The sequence below is a fragment of the Pedobacter cryophilus genome, from assembly GCF_005116455.1.
In the GTDB taxonomy this organism is placed as follows: domain Bacteria; phylum Bacteroidota; class Bacteroidia; order Sphingobacteriales; family Sphingobacteriaceae; genus Pseudopedobacter; species Pseudopedobacter cryophilum.
In genome coordinates, this window is sequence record NZ_SWBP01000001.1 from 814,777 (window position 1) to 832,702 (window position 17,926).

Here is a 17,926-nt window from a genome sequence, read left to right on the forward strand (position 1 = left end):
TTTATGAGATTATTTCTATTAAATACTGCATTTTTTATTAATTAATTGTTAACCTCAAATATTCAGATATGAAAAAAAGCTTACTCATGTTACTTTTTGGTCTGTTTTTTCTAATTGGGCAAACTATTGCTCAAGAAAATACCGTTTCCGGAACAGTAACTTCTTCAGAAGACGGTTTATCACTCCCGGGTGTCTCCGTAAAAATTAAAAGCTCAAACGTAGGTACTCAAACCAATGTAGATGGTAAATACACCATTAGGGCTAAAGCGGGCGATATACTGGTTTTTTCTTTTTTAGGGACTATTGCCCAAGAAAGAATCGTTGGAACAGCTTCTCAAATTAATGTTTCCCTAAAGCAAGATAGCAAAGCCTTAGATGAAGTGGTGGTAACAGCCTTAGGTTCAACAGTTCAAAAAAGGTCTTTAGGAACTTCTCAACAAACGGTTAAAGGAGAAGACATCGCGGGAACGCAAAGAGAAAACTTTATTAACTCTTTACAAGGAAGAGTAGCGGGAGTAGATGTTATTAGTACTTCTGGTGTTCCCGGCGCATCATCTTCTATTACTATCAGAGGAGTAAGTTCTATCAGCGGAAGCAACCAACCACTTTTTATTATTGATGGTTTACCTATTGACAATAAAACATTGAATACATCTGCTTTTTTCTCTGAAATTAGCTCAACAACTTCACAAGCAAATAGGACTAATGATTTTACCAATAGATCATCAGATATTAATCCAGAAGATATTGAAAGCTTAGTGGTTTTAAAAGGACCAGAAGCTGCCGCCTTATATGGTATTGATGCGGCAAATGGAGCAATTGTAATTACCACAAAAAGAGGTAAAGTTGGAGCTGGCGTTATTGATTATAGCAATAGTTTTAGAATAGAAACACCTAGAGGAAAACCTGAGATTCAAAGAGAATATGGTCCTAGTGCAGTAGGATCAACAACCTTTTTATATTTTGGAGATAAATACCCTGCTGGAACAAAATTTTATGATAATATTGATGGTTTTTTTAAGACCGCTTTAACTCAAAAACATAACTTATCATTAAGTGGTGGCGCAGAAAATGTTACCTACAGAATTTCCAGTTCTTTTACTAATCAAAATGGTATTGTTCCTAATTCTAAATACGATAGAATAACTTTAACAGGTGCAACACAAGCAACATTAAATAAGTGGTTAAAAACAGATTTATCATTAAATTATACTTACGCAAATAATGATCAACCACGTAAAGGTGATGGAGGTCCGCTAATTGGATTATTGGTATGGCCACAAACAGATGATGCAACAAACTATCTTACAGCTGTTGGTGAAAGAAGAAGAATAACCACTTTGGGCGCCGGTAGTGAGATTGATAACCCTTATTTTAATGTTAACAAGAACAAAACCAACTCTAAAAACAATAGAATTTTGGCTAATTTGGGTTTAACCATCACACCTTTTAAATGGGCCAATATTAAATCTAACATTGGTGTTGATAATTACACAAATCAAAATGTTATCTTAAGACATCCTGAAAGTACAGCTGGATTTGGATTTAGGGGTATTTTGGATATTGCTAATGATGTTACCCGCAATATTAATGTTCAAAACCTTTTTAATATCAATAAATTCAATATTAATAAAGACATATCTTTTGATGCTACTATTGGTCAATCATTACAAGATTTAAGGTCAAATATTGATGCTTCTTATGGAGAAAATTTCTTGGATTTTAACTTTGTATCTATTAACAATACTTACATAAGAAATGGTAGAAATTCACAAGTAAGACGTCGCTTGTTTAGTGCTTTCGCTAGAGCAACAGCTTCTTATAAAAATTATTTGTATTTAACCTTAACAGGTAGAAATGACTGGACTTCAACTATCCCAGAAGGTTCAAATTCTTTCTTTTATCCTTCCATTTCATCTAGTTTTGTTTTTACAGATGTTCCAGCATTTAAAGGATTACAAAAATATTTAACCTCCGGTAAACTAAGAGCTGCTTTTGCACAAGTTGGTAAAGACGCTCGTCCATATGCATTTGTCCCAGGTTTAGAATATAAAGGCACAGTTGCAGGCGGTTATGGTTTAGGGTTTACAGGACCAAATCCTGGTTTAAAACCTGAGTTTGCTAAATCATACGAAATAGGAACTGAATTATCTTTTTTTAAAGACAGATTAGGCTTAGATGTAACAGTTTACAGGAAAGAAACTTCAGATCAGATTATAAATGACATCAGAGCGAGTTACGCTACTGGATATATTTTGTTTAACTTAAATGGTGGTAGTACTAGAAACCAAGGTTTAGAAATTACATTAAGCGGTACACCTATTAAAAATAAAAACTTCGCTTGGAATTTGCTAACTAATTTTGAAAGTGCGAGAGGAAAAGTATTGGCTTTACCCAACGCATTGCCAGAATCTTATGTTTCAGATACTTGGTTGTATGGTAACGTTAGAAATGGAAATACTCCAGGTAAATCTACCAGATCTTTAACGGGCACATTTTATTTAAGAAATAAACAAGGCAGTATTATTATTGACCCAACTACCGGCCTACCATTAAGATCTACCACGTTTATAGATGGAGGTTATGATAGACAACCAGATTACACAATTGGTTTAACCAATAGTTTTTCTTACAAAAATTTATCATTATCTTTTTTATTAGACTTTAGAAAGGGAGGTGATATTTTAAACGCAACCCAACAGTATTTAACTGCTAGAGGTTTAAGTATGAGAACTTTAGATAGAATGGAGCCACGAGTAATTACTGGTGTTTTGCGAGATGGAAGAGAAAATTCTGATACCCCAACAGCTAATAATATTGTTGTAATACCAAATTACCAAACTGGATATTATACCGGGATTAGTGAAGAATTGTTTATAGAAAAAGATATTAATTGGGTGCGTTTAAGAGATGTTACTTTAAACTATAAATTACCAAGTACTCTGCTAAAAAAGCAAAACTTCATTAAAAATGCTAGTTTATTTGTAACAGGAACTGATTTGTTTTTAATTACAAATTACTCGGGTTTAGACCCAATTGTTAATGGTAATAGTGCCGCAGTAGGTGGATCGGGTGGTGCTGGTATAGATTATGGAAATTTTCCTATTCCAGCTGGAATTAACCTAGGTTTAAGAATTGGTTTATAAATAAGGAGATCATAAAATGAAAAAAATATTAATGATATGCTTAATTACTTGCCTGGTAGCGGCAAGTGGTTGTAAAGATTATCTGGATGTAAATAAAAATCCAAATGCTCCAGAAAATGCGGCAGCTAATTTATACTTAGCCCCTATGTTACATTGGATGGTAACATCGCCACAGTTTGATGCAAGGTTTATAGGTAGATATACTCAAAATTGGTATCTTCCTACTACCGCAATAACAACATGGGACCAACAAGGATATGATACATCAAGTGACAATGGAGGGCAATTGTGGAGAGATGTATATTGGAGCTTAGGGCATAATTTAAATAGAATGATTACGCAAGCCGAGGCAGAACAACGCTGGGATGTTTTAGGAGTAGGTTATATTTTAAAGGCCTGGGGCTGGCAATCTTTAACTGATTTACATGGCGAAATAATAATTAAAGAAGCTTTTGATGAGACTAAAACTAGTTTTAAGTATGATACACAAGAATTTGCTTATCAAGAAGTACAAAGGTTATTAACTTTAGCTATAGCTAACTTGCAGAGAACGGATGGCTTTGTAAATCAATCTTATTTAGCAGTTGGAGATAAAATTTATAATGGTGATAGAAGTAAATGGATAAAATTTGCTTACGGTTTATTAGCTATTAACTTAAATCATTATTCTAATAAAACCGGTGTATATAATCCTGATGCGGTAATAGATGCCGTAAATAAATCATTTGCAAGTAATATTGACAACGCACTATTGGCTTATTCTAATACTGCAAATGATGACACCAACTTTTTTGGTCCTCGACGCCAAAACATGCAAAATTATCGTCAAACTCAGTTTATAGTGAACCTCTTAAACGGGTCGCAATTTGGTGGAGTAGATGATCCAAGAAGAACTAGAATGTTGGCCCCATCTCCAGATGGACAGTATAGAGGCTTAGATATCAACATTATTAATTTTGGTACATTAACAACAGCTCAAAGACCAAATAATATTTGGGGTTATGCAGCAAACATTTCATCAGGAGTAAAAACAACTTATATTTTTGATGATAAATCTATTATGCCCGGAATGACTTATTCACAATTGCAATTTATAAAAGCAGAAGCAGCTTATAAAAAAGGTGATAAAACAACTGCATTAACAGCATATACCAATGGGGTTTCTGCACATATAGATTTTGTGAATGAAAGAAACCTTGATAATAAGCAGTTACCTACACAAATTACACCAACAGAAAAGGCTACTTTTTTGGCAAATCCAAACATCATTCCAACTGCCGCCAATTTAAATTTATCTCAAATTATGAGTCAGAAATATATTGCTCAATGGGGTTGGGGGCATTTAGAAACTTGGATGGATTTAAGAAGATATGGATATACAAATGTGGAAGCATTAACTGGAAAGCAAGTGTTTTTAGGCTTTGGAGTTCCTACGGCTTTGTTTGGAGATAATGGAGGTAAAACTGTTCAAAGAATAAGACCAAGATACAATTCTGAATATGTTTGGAATATAAAAAGTTTAGAAGAAATAGGTGGTTTAGCAACTGATTATCAAACTAAACCTTTATGGATTATTCAACCTTAATTTTAAAATTATGAAAACTAATAATATTTATACTTTATTAATTTTTTGTGCAATGCTAATCATATCTTCTTGTGATAAAGATGCAGTACAAATAATTCACACACCGCCAAATGGCCCTTTGGTAAGGGTTTATAATTTTGCTCTTAATGGTCCTAGTGCAAATTTCTTTATCAATGATTTTAAAATATCTGCTGCAAACTCAACAACTGGTAAAGAATTAGCTACCGGATTGGGTTACAGCGGCGTTTTTCCTACTAATAATAGCTATATAAATGCGCCAACAAGTGGCAGCGTGGCCTTTAAAACAATTGTGCCTTTAAACGCTACTGTAAATCCTGGTATAACAGTAGCTAATGTAACCTCAACAATAGAAACGGGTAAATACTATTCTTTTTACACCAGCGGAGTTTTTGATGCAACCGCAAAGACCACATCTGGCTTTATTATAGAAGATATGATTCCTGCGGTTGATACCTCCACAGCTTATGTCAGAATTGTAAATACTGTTCCAAATGCAGGCATTGCCGGGTTTGATTTAAAAGGGGTAAATACAACTACGTTAGCTACAGTTGTTATTGCTGCGCCTACGGCATATAAAGCAGCGTCAGAATTTGTAAAAGTGCCTAATGGCATTTATAATTTAACTGCTGTAAGTACAAATACACCTACAAGTTATACCATCATAAGAAATGCGGTATCGTTTTCTAAAGGTTTTGTTTATACCATTTCTACCAGAGGAGACGCAACCTTAGCTACAGGTACAAATGCTAGGGCTTTAGATTTAACCCGAAACAGGTAGTAAACATTTATTCTTCACATAATCAATCTTAATCCTCACCCCTAAAAGGTGGGGATTTTTTTATCCCAAATTCTTCACCGTTTATCGGTTTTAAATTTCCACTCATCGGAAACACCTTCTAAAAACTGGGCTTTAGCTTCACCTTTACATCGTTACTTAAAACAACGGTATGAAAAAGTTAATTCTTGTACTTTCTTTCAATTTAATCATCGGCTTTAGTTACGCTCAAACTTTAATTAGCGGAATAATAAAGGATAACAAATCAAAGCTTTTACCTGGTGTAAGTATTTCTATCAAAAACTCTTATGACGGAACCAGCTCAGATAGCACCGGAAAATTTACTTTTAAATCTTTTGAAAAAGGAGAGCAATGGCTTGTTTTTTCGGCTATTGGTTTTGGCTTTGATAGCACTAAAATAGTGTTAGACGGACAATTAATACAGCTTTCTTTAACTCTAAAAGAACAATTAAACGAGTTAAATGCGGTAGTAATTTCTGCCGGAACATTTGAAGCTAGTGACACTAAAAAAGGGGTGGTTTTAAATTCTTTAGACGTAGCCACCACCGCTGGTGCCGAAGCTGATGTTTTTGCTGCCTTACAAACTCTACCAGGCACACAACCTGCTGCTTCAGAAAACGGATTGTTTGTTAGAGGTGGCGCAGCATCAGAAACCAACACTTATTTTGATGGAATGTTGATTAAAAATCCTTTCAACACTCAAGTACCAGAACAAGCTTCAAGAGGTAGATTTAGTCCGTTTTTGTTTAAAGGAACAACATTTTCTGCAGGTGGTTACTCAGCCGTTTACGGACAAGCTTTATCATCAGCATTAATTTTAGAAAGTAAAGATTTACCTGCTAAAACTGTTTCAGATATTTCATTGATGACGGTTGGTGCTGGCTTTAATCAGGATATCAGATTTAAAAATAGTTCACTTTCTATCGGTGGAAACTACATCAATTTAAAACCTGCTTTATCGGTTTTTAAACAACAAACAGATTGGGTAAATGAGCCAACTTCAGCAGGTGGAACTATCCAATATAAATGGAAAACTTCAAATACTGGGATGTTTAAATCTTATGTAGAATATTCAAAATCAGATTTAAGTTTAAACACCAACAATTTAGACAGCCAAACTAAAAATCCGTTTAGTAATGGAAACCATAACTTCTACAGCAATTTAAGCTATCAGGATTATATCGGTAGCAACTGGAAAATTAACACCGCTTTCTCTGCAAGTAATAACCAAGATAATGGCTTAATCAATATCAATCAATACGGTAGAACCGATAGATTGGCGCAAGCAAAAGCGACCGCAACAAGATATATTGGTACTTTATCAACCCTAAAAATCGGAACGGATTGGTTAAATAGTAATCGTGAAGAAAGTTGGGATGGTTTAAAAAGAGATTACAATGATAATTTAAATTCAGCTTACGCCGAAGGAGATATCTTCTTATCTCAAAACTTAGTTGCTAGGGTGGGTTTAAGAGGCGAATACTCTTCCTACTTAGGTGCAGCAAATGTAGCTCCTCGTTTATCATTGGCTTATAAAACTGGTAAATTCAGTCAGCTTTCATTTGCTTATGGCGAGTTTTTCCAAAACCCTGAGGACCAATATTTGGTGCAAAGCAAGCAATTAGATTTTCAGAAAGCAACACATTACATGGCCAACTTTCAAAAAATTGGAAGCGGACAAACCTTTAGAGTTGAGGCTTATTACAAAAAATACGCTGATTTGGTAAAGACCAATCCAACTTTTAACAACAACGGTTTTGGCTACGCAAAAGGGGTTGATTTATTTTGGAGAGATAAAAAGACTTTTAAAGGTGTTGACTACTGGGTTTCATACTCGTACTTAGATACCAAAAGAGATTTTCAAAATTACCCAACATTGGCTACTCCTCATTTTGGAGCAAAACACTGCTTAAACATTGTTTACAAGCAGTTTTTCTCAAAGTTGAAATCTTATGTTGGGGCAACTTACAGTGTAGCATCTGGTAGACCTTTTAATAACCCAAACGCTGTTGAATTTATGAATGAGCGTACCAAAACCTTTCAAAACTTAAGTGTGAACGTGAGCTATTTAACCAGAGTTTTTGGAAACTACACGGTGCTATATACTTCGGTAAGTAACCTGCCAGGTTTTAGAAATGAATTTGGATATCGCTATTCTCAAAACGGAAATAACCGCCAAGCTATTGAGCCTCCAGCTTTAAGAAATGTATTTGTAGGCTTATTTATCACAATAGGAGATGATACTTATAAAAATTAAAGGATTAAGGTAGAAAGAACAAAGATTAAGGACTAAATAAATCAAATAACAAAAAGTAACAAACTATTAATAATAAAAATCATGAAAACTAAAATCACCACAACAATCGCAATCGCATTTATCTTTATTGCAACATTAGTAAAAGCACAAGACGAAAAGTACATTGCAGCTATGAAAACAGGGATGCAATTATTCTCTACTGCAAAATCAGGAGCAGATTTTACAGCAGCTTCAAACCATTTTGAAAGAGTGGCTGGCATTGCAAAAACAGAATGGTTACCTTTTTACTACGCTGCTTATACGCAAATGATTAACGGAACAACTTTACAAGACGCCAATCAAAAAGATTTGGTTTATGATAAAGCCTTAGAATTAATTGGCAAAGCCGAAGTTTTAAATCCTGCTGAAAGTGAAATTGCTGCTTTAAAAGGCTACATCACTTTTATGAAAATTTATGTTGACCCAATGACTAGAATGCAAAGCGGAATGGGAGAAGCTATGGCATCTTTACAAAAAGCAAAAGCTTTAAATCCAGAAAATCCTCGTCCGTATTTTATTATTGCACAAAACCAATTTTATACTCCTGAAGCTTATGGTGGTGGAAAAAAAGTGGCTAAACCAAGTTTAGAAACAGCAGCAGCAAAATTTGAAGCTTTTAAAGCAGATGGTTTTGCACCGTCTTGGGGAAAAGACCAAAACCAAGCGCTTTTAGAACAATGTAAATAGTTATAGAATTATTTAGAATTGAAAAAGGCATTTGGATGGTGTTCCAAAAGCCTTTTTGATATTTTAAGAGACTTACTTATACTTACTCAATTTTTATATCAAATCTACCCTCAGTAGCATCAATAATTGAGCATCCACTTTTTACTAGTTTAAAGTTAAAAGTTCCGGAGATAAATTTATTGGTAAGGTCTAATTTAGTTATTGTTAAACTACCAGAAATAGTTGTGTCATCTAAATAGTAACAATTACTTTTTGAATCATAGTAAATAATATTTTTTGAGGCTGTGGAAAATTGATAAGTTCCTGTTTTATTTACTCCGGTAGATCCTATTGCTAATTCCATTATATCTTTTTCTGAAATATATCTATTTGCAATAATTCCAAATGAACCATTTAAGTAACCAGGATCGTACGTTAAATCTAATCTTTGTTTCAACAAAGGCGTTTTGGGAACCCATACTTCGCCATTTAATAAAAATCCGAAAGTGTTTTTCCCTTCTTGAGTAGCAGGTGGTAAAGCATTAATTCCTGTTTCTTCCTTTTTACATTGCATTCCTGTAAAAAGTAGAAAGCTTAAAAAAAGAAGAAATATTAGTGGTTTTAGATATTTCATTGGTGCGATTTATATATTCTAGATAGTGAATTTATCATCAAACCTTCCTTCGGTTATTTCGACAATTTCTCCAGAACTACTTTTAGCTTTAAACCAAAACTTACCTGAAATGATTTGATTTACTTTATCATACTTAGTGACTGTAAGAATACCTTCAGTTATTTTGAAAATTTTAGTATCAACACTGTATTCAACAAAATTTATATCCAAACTTAAATTATAAGTACCAACATCAACCATATTTCTTACACCAAAACTAATACCTGTGTTAGACTTACTTGCTCCAATACTCAAGATGTTGAATTGAATTGTTGTTGTTAAGCCCGCATAAGGAAATTTCCCTCTTGGCAACCACACTTCTCCATTTACCAAACAACCAAAGGTGCCTTTTCCGGTTTGAGTTTCTGCTGGAAGTACTTCTTCTTTATTCGTTTCATCTTTCTCACATTGCATTCCTGTAAAGAGTAGAAAGCTTATAAAAAGGAAAAGAGATAATGATTTTAAATATTTCATAAGGTAATTTTTAAAGAAGATACGATGTTAAAGCTAATAAAGATACAAAGCTCAATAAATAAGCATGTTAAATTATTATCAAATCTTTTAAAAACCAAAAAAGGCTTCTAGGTGTAAACCTAGAAGCCTTTTAATTTATAACCGAAATACGTTGTTGATTTATTGTGAAGATGGTTTATCGCTGTTTCTACGTTAATACATGCGTTAACGATTGAAGCGGTATCCTTTATCCCTTTTTCGGGGATAAAGATTTAGCGAAAAGCGTGTTACCTTGCCTGCGGCAGGCAGGAAACGCCCTCAACCAAATTCAAATTTTACTTTACTCTTTCTAAATAAGCGCCTGTTGCGGTATCAACTTTTACCCTATCGCCTTGGTTTACAAACATTGGCACTTTAATTTCTACACCTGTTTCTACAGTTGCATATTTTAAATCGTTGGTAGAAGTATCTCCTTTTACGGCAGGTTCTGTATAAGTAATTTCTAGCTCCACACTGTTTGGTGCTTTTGCTATTATTGGCTCATCGCTTTCGAAAGAAACAATTACATTCATGCCTTCTTTTAAGAAACGGGCTGAATCCTCAAACAAAGATTTAGGAATATTAAATTGCTCGTAACTGGTGTTGTCCATCACTAAAAAATAGTAGCCGTCGGTTTGTTTAAAATATTTTAAACCCTAAACTTAAATGCAATAAACTTTGTCTTTGTCCATCATTCTGATTGATATCTTGTAAACTAGTCTCATACCTTAAATCAACAGCTAAATTTCCAAAATCTACACCTGCACCAGCTTGTACATTGGTTACAAAATCTTTGTATTTATAAAAATCTGGATTGGTGGCTTGGTCAAAAGCGCTGCTATTATCATCTAAATTAAACTGAAAAGATGGTCCGGCCATAATTCTAAAGTTCAATTTATCGGTTCCAATTTTTGTGCCTAGTAACAAAGGGACATCTAATGTGGTAAATTTTTGTTTTTCTTCTACCGTGGTGCCCCCGGTTTGAAACTTAAAGGTTGACCCTTTGGTGCCAATATAAGCTTCGGGTTGTAGGTAAAAACCTTTACCAAACCTAGCCCAAGCTCCAACTTGATATCCTAAAACACCACTTTCATCAAACTCATTGTTTTGCGCTTTAATAGTGGTGTAGTTTAAACCGCCTTTTAAGCCTAAATTAAATTGTGCAAATGCCCCTGCAGATGTAATCAACATCAAACAAGCAGCTAATATTAGTTTTTTCATTGTTTTAATTTTAAATAAATATTCCAGTAAAACTATAAAAGTGCAAATTTATTGCCAAATTATATTTTCTTGGAAAGCAAAATTCATGCAAAAAAACTTCCCACAGTCTTGCTTTTCACTATTGTCCGCCCATTAGCACCATTCCCCCGCACTTCGGGCTGCCGTTGCAATCAAGTTTATTATACTCGGGGTTGTACAAATCACCAGCAGATTAAAAGCATATAAATAGTTTCAATTTAAAATCAATGTGCTATTTTTGCAGCAAATTAATATCATGGCAGAAATTACCATCAGTAAAGAAAACTGGGAAAGATTAAAACTTAAGCTTAAAAGAAAATACAATCACTTAAGTGATGAAGATTTAGTTTTTGAAGCTGGGCAAGAAGAAAATTTAATCAACCATTTACAAGGTAGGCTAAAAAGAAACAGAGAATATGTTGTTTTTACCTTAAAAAAGGGCTTGTTAAATATTGAAAATAACCGTTTGTAATTTTTTTTGGTAGCCAACTCAATCAAATTAATTTTTATTTCAAACCTTAATTAAGGTTTTCAACTATCCTAAAAACTGGTTTAACTGTCAAATAATGTGTCTACCCCATTAATGGCAATATAATTTTCACTCGTTTTCGTACATTTAATTCAAAATGTAACCACATGAATTTTTTTAAGAGAAACAGAAAGTTAAGTATAGGCATAGCTTTATTAGCTATTAGCACCACCACTTTCTCCTTCCGTGAAGATCTTTTTCAGATTTCTAAAAACCTAGATGTTTTTGCATCGGTTTATAAAGAACTTAATATCAATTATGTAGATGAAGTAAATACCTCTAAGCTTTTAAGAACGGGTATTGATGCCATGTTAGAAAACTTAGATCCTTACACAGAATTTGTTCCCGAGTCGGAGATTGAAGATTATAAAATGAAATATGTAAGCACCCAATACGGTGGTATTGGTGCAGGTGTAATTCATAGAGATGGCCGAGTATTTATTTCTGATCCTTTTGAAGGGTATCCCGCTCAAAAAGCTGATATCAGAGCAGGAGACGAGGTAATTTCTATTGATAATGAGTTGATAAAAGGAAAAAATAATGAACAAGTAAGCCAGTTATTAAAAGGACCAAGAGAAACGGCATTAAAAATTGTGGTTCAAAGAGATGGTAAGAACATTGAAAAACTCATTAAGAGAGCAGAAATTAGCCAGCCTAACGTAAGCTACCATGGCATGTTAGAAGGCAACGTGGGTTACATTAAACTCGATAAATTTTTAGAAAACTCTGCTCAGGAGGTGAGAGATGCTTTAATTGCTATTCAAAAAAACAACCCCAACGGATTAATCATTGATTTAAGATATAATGGTGGAGGTATTTTACAAGAAGCCGTAAAAATTGTTAATCTTTTTGTAGACCGTGATATTGAAGTGGTGATACAAAAGGGAAAAAACCCAGAGAAAACTATTGGTTATAAAACCTTTATGAGTCCGTTGGAGCCTAATTTACCTTTAATAGTTTTGGTAAACAGCCGTTCGGCTTCGGCATCAGAAATTGTTGCGGGTGCTTTACAAGATTTAGACCGAGCAGTGATTATTGGGCAGCGAAGTTTTGGAAAAGGATTGGTGCAACAAACCTTTAATTTGCCTTACAACAGCTTGGTTAAAATTACGGTTGCTAAATATTATACGCCATCTGGCAGATGTATACAGGCTTTAGATTATACGCATAGAAATGAAGATGGATCTGTAGATAGAGTAGCCGATTCTTTAATTACCGTTTATAAAACCAAAGGCGGCCGTTCTGTTTATGACGGGAGTGGTATTTATCCCGATTTTTATGTTGATCCTTACCAATATCATCAAATTACACAGGTTTTGGTGAGTAAATACCACATATTTGATTACGCCACACAATTTGCCAGAAAAAACCCAACGGTAGCCACTGCTAAAGAATTTAAATTGAGCGATGCCGAGTATCAAAACTTTGTAAGCTATTTAAAAGATAAAGATTACAGCTATCAAACGCCAACAGAAAGAACTTTAGCAGATTTAAAGTCTGATGCCGAAAAAGACAAAAAATACGAGGAAATTAAAGGGGAATTTGAGAGTTTAAAAACTAAAGTTTCTACCAGCAAAAAGAACGATTTAATGGAATTTAAAACCGAAATTAAAAGGGTTTTAGAAAGTGAAATTGTACAACGTTACTATTTCCAAAACGGCCGAACTTTACAAGCTTTTCAGTACGATTTGGAATTAAGAAAAGCCACAGAAATTATCAATAATAAAACACTTACCGCCTCTGTATTAAAAGGAGAAGGTAATTTTAAAGTGATTGGTAAACCCGGTCAGGTTTCTGCGCAGGTGGAAGATTAACGTTTCTTTGTCCTCCCGAATTCATTTCGGGGATCATACAAAGAGGTTACTCATTTTAGGTTTGTCCTCCCGAATTCATTTCGGGATCTTACAAATAGGTTTACTCATTTTAGGTTTTGAATATAATTGTGGCTACCTATTTCATGAGATACTGAACCAAGTTCAGCATGACAAATGTTTAGGTTTGTCCTCCCGAATTCATTTCGGGATCTTACAAATAAGTTTACTCATTTGAAGTTTTGAATATAATTGTGGCTACCTATTGCATGAGATGCTGAACCAAGTTCAGCATGACAAAGGTTTAGGTTTGTCCTCCCGAATTCATTTCGGGATCTTACAAATAGGTTTACTCATTTTGGGTTTTTAAATATAATTGTGGCTACCTATTGCATGAGATACTGAAACGAGTTCAGAATGACAAACCTTTGTCCTCCCGAATTCATTTCGGGATCTTACAAATAGGTGTACTCATTTTAGGTTTTGAATATAATTGTGGCTACCTATAGCATGAGATACTGAAACAAGTTCAGCATGACAAACCTTTGTCCTCCCGAATTCATTTCGGGATCTTACAAGTAGGTGTACTTCAATTTAGGTTTTTGAATATATTGTTGACTACTTATTTAATGGGATACTGAAACAAGTTCAGCATGACAAATGTTTAGGTTTGTCCTCCCGAATTCATTTCGGGATCTTACAAATAGGTTTACTCATTTTGGGTTTTTAAATATAATTGTGGCTACCTATTGCATGAGATACTGAAACGAGTTCAGCATGACAAACCTTTGTCATTCTGAATTCATTTCGGGATCTTACAAGTAGGTGTACTTCAATTTAGGTTTTTGAATATATTGTTGACTACTTATTTAATGGGATACTGAAACAAGTTCAGCATGACAAAGGGCTCTTACAAATAGGTGTACTCATTTTAGGTTTTTGAATATATTGTTGGCTACTTATATAATGTGATCCTTTACCAAGTTCAGCAGGACAAAGAAAAAAAGGTTGGGCAACAAACCCAACATTTCCGATTTATTTAAACCTAACCAAAACTTCTTACTCTTTCTTTTTGGTGGTAATTTCTATCACACCATCTTTTCCTTTATCACCATATTTTTTAATGGCTGCTTCTCCTTTTAAAACATTAATACTTTCTATTTCATTAGGGTTTAAATCTTTCTTCAAATTGTTTTTATCTCCTTTATATTCTAAGCCGTCTACAATGAATAATGCATTATTGCTTGATGAAATATCCATTGGTGCTGGAGGTGGCGGTGGCGTTCCATTAACGCTGGGTGCGGGTGGTGGTGGAGGAGTTTTTCCTGTGGCTCCTTTCATTTGAAAAAATATGGGCACAACATAACTTACCCTTACTACTTTTCCATTTTGCATTCCCGGTGTCCATTTTGGAGATAATGCCAATACTCTTACCGCTTCTTCATCACAACCGGATCCAATCCCTCTTACTACTTTAATTTCAGATAAACTTCCATCTTTCTCGACAACAAATTGAACAAAAACTCGTCCTTGAATCTTATTATCTCTGGCTAATGCCGGATACTTCATGTTTTCGCCCAGAAACATACCAAAAGCTTGTAATCCGCCAGGAAAAGAAGGTAACTCGTCAACTTTAGTAAATACAGAATCTATGTTTTCAAGATTTGCGCTAGTTATTTGATTGATAGTTGTTGGATCTTTAAATATTTTGTTGGTTACCTCTTTTTTTGAATTCAAATTCGGAAGACTTTCGGTGATGTTATGCTTAGGGGCAACTTGTTTCGCAATAGTTTTTAAATTCTTATTCTCGCTAATAGTAGCCGAAGATAAAATCATCGCGATTAGAAATAATGGGGCAGATAAGCCGTATTTTAACAGGGCTGTTTTCCTTGATTTAGGTTTTTGTAACATTTGAATCCTCCTTTTTAATAATGATTGGTTAAAGAAATTATTAGTTAAACTGTTGGGGTTAATGCCAAAGCTTTTACTGAAAAGCAGTAAGGCATAATCTTTTTTATTGTTTTGTAGATGCAAGGCTTGTTCATCAGCAATAAATTCATGAATATGGCGGATAGATTTTTTGTACAAATAAACAATTGGGTTAAACCAATTAATGATGCATAAAATCTCTAAAAACAATACATCCGCCGAGTGTAATTGCTTGGCATGAGTTTGTTCATGCTTTTCTATTTGTTCTTTTTGTGGTAAATCAGGGTTTACCCTTACTTTTCTAAAAAATGAAAATGCTTCTGGATGATGATCCGAATTCAACATTTTTTGTACTCTGGTTAATCGATATATCAATCTTAAAACCAAAAAAATCATCATGAATAGATAAACAAAAGTTAAATAATCTCCCAATGTCCAAATGGTTTCCTCTACTATTGGGGAGGCAAAGCCCTGCAACATCATCATGTTTACGCTGGTCCAGCTGGTTTGCACCTTTTCTGTAATGAAAAATGATTGTACCCAATTGGTTCTGTACAAAGGAATCATTAGCGCAAAAATGGAAGTACTTAATAAGTAAGTTCTATTTAGGTTAAAAAATGTTTCGTTCCTTAAAATAAAAATATAGAACGCATAAAACAACATCAAATAGAGGTTGATTTGGATGAGGTAGTTTGCCCAATTCATTATTGCTCGTTTTTAAGTTTTTCAATCATTTTCATAATCTCATCAGCTTCAGCTAAATCAATTTTTTGCTTTTTCACAAAAAATGAAAACATGCTTTCTACCGAGTTTTCAAAATAGCCGTTCATTAGTTTTTCTGTGGCGAAGTTTTTATACTCTTCTTTACTAATCACAGGATGGTATTGGTGACTTTTTCCAAAGGCAGCATGATCTATAAAACCTTTAGTTTCTAAAATTCTAATGATGGTTGATACCGTATTATAAGCAGGTTTAGGTTCAGGTAATTGCTCAATTACATCTTTCACAAAGCCTTCTTTTAAATCCCATAATACCTGCATAATTTGTTCTTCGGCTTTGGTTAGTTCTTTGATTTCCATTTGTTTGTATATTTTTATAATAAGAGTTTATCAATTTATTTTTAGGCTATAATCAAATATATAACTAATATTTTAGTTTTACAACTATTTATTTAGTTTTCATCTGGCTAAATTATTGTTACCTTCATTAAAACCTAAAAGCTTTGATTTTTGACCGTAAATAAGGTTAGATAAATCAGAAAGCGTTTAAATAACGCTCAAACCAATTTTTGCAATTCATTTTTATTAAACCATTATTATGAACATTACTTTTCATGGCGCTGCACAAACCGTTACCGGAAGCAAGCATTTAATTAAACTAGATAGCGGTACTCAAATTTTATTAGACTGTGGCATGTTTCAGGGTCATGGAAAAGATACTGCAAAACTGAATGAAGATTTTGGTTTTAATGCTTCAGAAATAGACTTTTTGATTCTTTCTCATGCTCATATAGATCATTCGGGCTTGATTCCTAAATTGGTAGCGAGTGGTTTTAAAGGGCAAATTTTAGCTACACCGGCTACTTATGATTTATGCAAGATTTTATTAGAAGATTCGGCTAATATTCAAGAATCTGATGCCAAATATTTGAATAAGAAAAGAGAAAAACAAGGCAAACAACCAATTGAGCCGTTGTACACTAAAAAAGATGCCTTACTAGCGCTTACTTTTTTTAAAAAGATAAAATATGAGACCATTCACCAAGTTACAAATGGGGTGAAACTTATTTTTAAAGATGCCGGGCATATTATTGGTAGCGCATCGGTCCATTTAGATATTACTGAAAACGAAAAAACAACCAAAATTTCTTTTAGTGGTGATGTGGGCAGGTTTAAAGATTTGATACTAAAAGAACCCGCTACTTTTAGGCAAGCCGATTATATTTTAATAGAATCTACTTACGGCAGCAGCTTGCATGAAGATGCCATTGCTGCAGAAGATAAAATATTAGAAATTATTAGAGACACCTGTATCAATAGAAAAGGCAAAGTGATTATCCCTGCATTTAGTGTTGGCCGTACGCAAGAGCTGCTATATTCTTTAAATAGCTTAGAATTGAAGGGAAAATTGCCCGATGTAAAGTATTTTGTAGACAGTCCGCTTTCTGGAAAAGCAACTTTGGTGGTTAAAGCACATCCTTGGAATTTTAATGAAAAAGTACAAGAAGTTTTAAAAGTTGATGAAGATCCTTTTGATTTTAAAGGATTAAGATATGTGGAAGATGTAGAGGAATCTATGGCTTTAAATGATGATCATTCGCCAATGGTAATCATTTCTGCCAGTGGAATGGCCGAAGCTGGTAGAGTGAAACACCATATTAAAAACAATATTAATGACCCAAACAATACCATTTTAATGGTGGGTTATGCAGAACCTTCTTCTTTAGCTGGTCGTTTATTAAATGGGGTAAATCCGGTACATATTTTTGGAGAGGAGTATATGGTAAATGCACAAATTAAGTTTTTACAATCATTAAGTGCGCATGGAGATCAGGCTGATTTATTGCGATTTTTAGCTTGTCAGGATAAAAGCCTCATCAAAAAAATGTTTTTGGTACATGGCGAAATCAAAACTCAAGAAATATTTAAAGAGAAATTAATGAGTGAAGGTTACCACGATATAGAGATTCCTACTAGGCATCAAAGTTTTGAGTTATAAAACAAAAACAGCCCACGGTTTAAAC

13 protein-coding genes and 1 pseudogene are annotated in these 17,926 nt (G+C 33.9%); 8 read left to right on the top strand and 6 right to left on the bottom strand.

The features are described from left to right. Positions 1–68: 68 nt before the first annotated feature. The 5 genes from FA046_RS03390 to FA046_RS03410 all read left to right on the top strand — a co-directional run bounded on the left by FA046_RS03390 (position 69) and on the right by FA046_RS03410 (position 8,531). The gene (locus FA046_RS03390; RefSeq protein WP_136824940.1) at positions 69–3,146 is read left to right on the top strand and encodes a SusC/RagA family TonB-linked outer membrane protein; all 3,078 of its coding nucleotides are present in this window, start codon (positions 69–71) and stop codon (positions 3,144–3,146) included. A gap of 16 nt (positions 3,147–3,162) precedes the next feature. Continuing rightward, positions 3,163–4,731 (top strand): RagB/SusD family nutrient uptake outer membrane protein, encoded by a 1,569-nt coding sequence (locus FA046_RS03395; RefSeq protein WP_136824941.1) that lies wholly within the window; start codon positions 3,163–3,165, stop codon positions 4,729–4,731. A gap of 10 nt (positions 4,732–4,741) precedes the next feature. After that, a complete protein-coding gene (locus FA046_RS03400; protein ID WP_136824942.1) occupies positions 4,742–5,530 on the top strand; it encodes a DUF4397 domain-containing protein in 789 nt (262 codons plus the stop codon). A 169-nt stretch (positions 5,531–5,699) separates the two neighbouring features. Then, the gene (locus FA046_RS03405) at positions 5,700–7,805 is read left to right on the top strand and encodes a TonB-dependent receptor (protein ID WP_136824943.1); all 2,106 of its coding nucleotides are present in this window, start codon (positions 5,700–5,702) and stop codon (positions 7,803–7,805) included. Between the two features lie 81 nt (positions 7,806–7,886). Further along, positions 7,887–8,531 carry a hypothetical protein gene (locus FA046_RS03410; RefSeq protein ID WP_136824944.1) on the top strand — a complete coding sequence of 215 codons (645 nt, stop codon included), beginning with the start codon at positions 7,887–7,889 and terminating at the stop codon, positions 8,529–8,531. Between the two features lie 82 nt (positions 8,532–8,613). On the opposite strand, the gene FA046_RS03415 is transcribed toward FA046_RS03410, so the two are convergent. The 4 genes and pseudogenes from FA046_RS03415 to FA046_RS03430 form a co-directional block, all read right to left on the bottom strand. After that, the gene (locus FA046_RS03415; protein WP_136824945.1) at positions 8,614–9,144 is read right to left on the bottom strand and encodes a DUF6252 family protein; all 531 of its coding nucleotides are present in this window, start codon (positions 9,142–9,144) and stop codon (positions 8,614–8,616) included. An 18-nt stretch (positions 9,145–9,162) separates the two neighbouring features. After that, a complete protein-coding gene (locus FA046_RS03420; RefSeq protein ID WP_136824946.1) occupies positions 9,163–9,657 on the bottom strand; it encodes a DUF6252 family protein in 495 nt (164 codons plus the stop codon). A gap of 314 nt (positions 9,658–9,971) precedes the next feature. After that, positions 9,972–10,307: pseudogene (locus tag FA046_RS03425) on the bottom strand (elongation factor P); the annotation flags it as partial. A gap of 7 nt (positions 10,308–10,314) precedes the next feature. Next, complete coding sequence (locus FA046_RS03430) at positions 10,315–10,896, bottom strand: porin family protein (protein WP_136824947.1); 582 nt, start codon at positions 10,894–10,896, stop codon at positions 10,315–10,317. Between the two features lie 274 nt (positions 10,897–11,170). On the opposite strand from FA046_RS03430, the gene FA046_RS03435 reads away from it, so the two are divergent. Both FA046_RS03435 and FA046_RS03440 read left to right on the top strand, forming a co-directional pair. After that, positions 11,171–11,386, top strand: a complete 216-nt coding sequence (locus FA046_RS03435; protein ID WP_136824948.1) for a hypothetical protein — start codon at positions 11,171–11,173, stop codon at positions 11,384–11,386. 164 nt (positions 11,387–11,550) lie between these two features. Continuing rightward, positions 11,551–13,257, top strand: coding sequence for a S41 family peptidase (locus tag FA046_RS03440; RefSeq protein ID WP_136824949.1), 1,707 nt, complete (start codon positions 11,551–11,553; stop codon positions 13,255–13,257). 1,056 nt (positions 13,258–14,313) lie between these two features. Here the strand turns inward: FA046_RS03440 and FA046_RS03445 are convergent. Continuing rightward, a complete protein-coding gene (locus tag FA046_RS03445) occupies positions 14,314–15,888 on the bottom strand; it encodes a M56 family metallopeptidase (RefSeq protein ID WP_136824950.1) in 1,575 nt (524 codons plus the stop codon). Next, on the bottom strand, positions 15,888–16,262 hold the full coding sequence (locus tag FA046_RS03450) for a BlaI/MecI/CopY family transcriptional regulator (RefSeq protein ID WP_136824951.1): 375 nt from the start codon (positions 16,260–16,262) through the stop codon (positions 15,888–15,890). Before FA046_RS03450 ends, FA046_RS03445 begins: the two co-directional genes overlap by 1 nt. Positions 16,263–16,500: 238 nt before the next feature. Here FA046_RS03450 and FA046_RS03455 point away from each other — a divergent pair, with 238 nt between their 5' ends. Beyond that, positions 16,501–17,901 (top strand): MBL fold metallo-hydrolase RNA specificity domain-containing protein, encoded by a 1,401-nt coding sequence (locus FA046_RS03455; RefSeq protein WP_136824952.1) that lies wholly within the window; start codon positions 16,501–16,503, stop codon positions 17,899–17,901. Positions 17,902–17,926: the final 25 nt, after the last annotated feature.

Coding starts and splice junctions, on each gene's coding strand:
- FA046_RS03390 (WP_136824940.1), top strand. CDS start 69: ATGAAAAAAAGCTTACTCATGTTACTTTTTGGTCTGTTTTTTCTAATT.
- FA046_RS03395 (WP_136824941.1), top strand. CDS start 3,163: ATGAAAAAAATATTAATGATATGCTTAATTACTTGCCTGGTAGCGGCA.
- FA046_RS03400 (WP_136824942.1), top strand. CDS start 4,742: ATGAAAACTAATAATATTTATACTTTATTAATTTTTTGTGCAATGCTA.
- FA046_RS03405 (WP_136824943.1), top strand. CDS start 5,700: ATGAAAAAGTTAATTCTTGTACTTTCTTTCAATTTAATCATCGGCTTT.
- FA046_RS03410 (WP_136824944.1), top strand. CDS start 7,887: ATGAAAACTAAAATCACCACAACAATCGCAATCGCATTTATCTTTATT.
- FA046_RS03415 (WP_136824945.1), bottom strand. CDS start 9,144: ATGAAATATCTAAAACCACTAATATTTCTTCTTTTTTTAAGCTTTCTA.
- FA046_RS03420 (WP_136824946.1), bottom strand. CDS start 9,657: ATGAAATATTTAAAATCATTATCTCTTTTCCTTTTTATAAGCTTTCTA.
- FA046_RS03430 (WP_136824947.1), bottom strand. CDS start 10,896: ATGAAAAAACTAATATTAGCTGCTTGTTTGATGTTGATTACATCTGCA.
- FA046_RS03435 (WP_136824948.1), top strand. CDS start 11,171: ATGGCAGAAATTACCATCAGTAAAGAAAACTGGGAAAGATTAAAACTT.
- FA046_RS03440 (WP_136824949.1), top strand. CDS start 11,551: ATGAATTTTTTTAAGAGAAACAGAAAGTTAAGTATAGGCATAGCTTTA.
- FA046_RS03445 (WP_136824950.1), bottom strand. CDS start 15,888: ATGAATTGGGCAAACTACCTCATCCAAATCAACCTCTATTTGATGTTG.
- FA046_RS03450 (WP_136824951.1), bottom strand. CDS start 16,262: ATGGAAATCAAAGAACTAACCAAAGCCGAAGAACAAATTATGCAGGTA.
- FA046_RS03455 (WP_136824952.1), top strand. CDS start 16,501: ATGAACATTACTTTTCATGGCGCTGCACAAACCGTTACCGGAAGCAAG.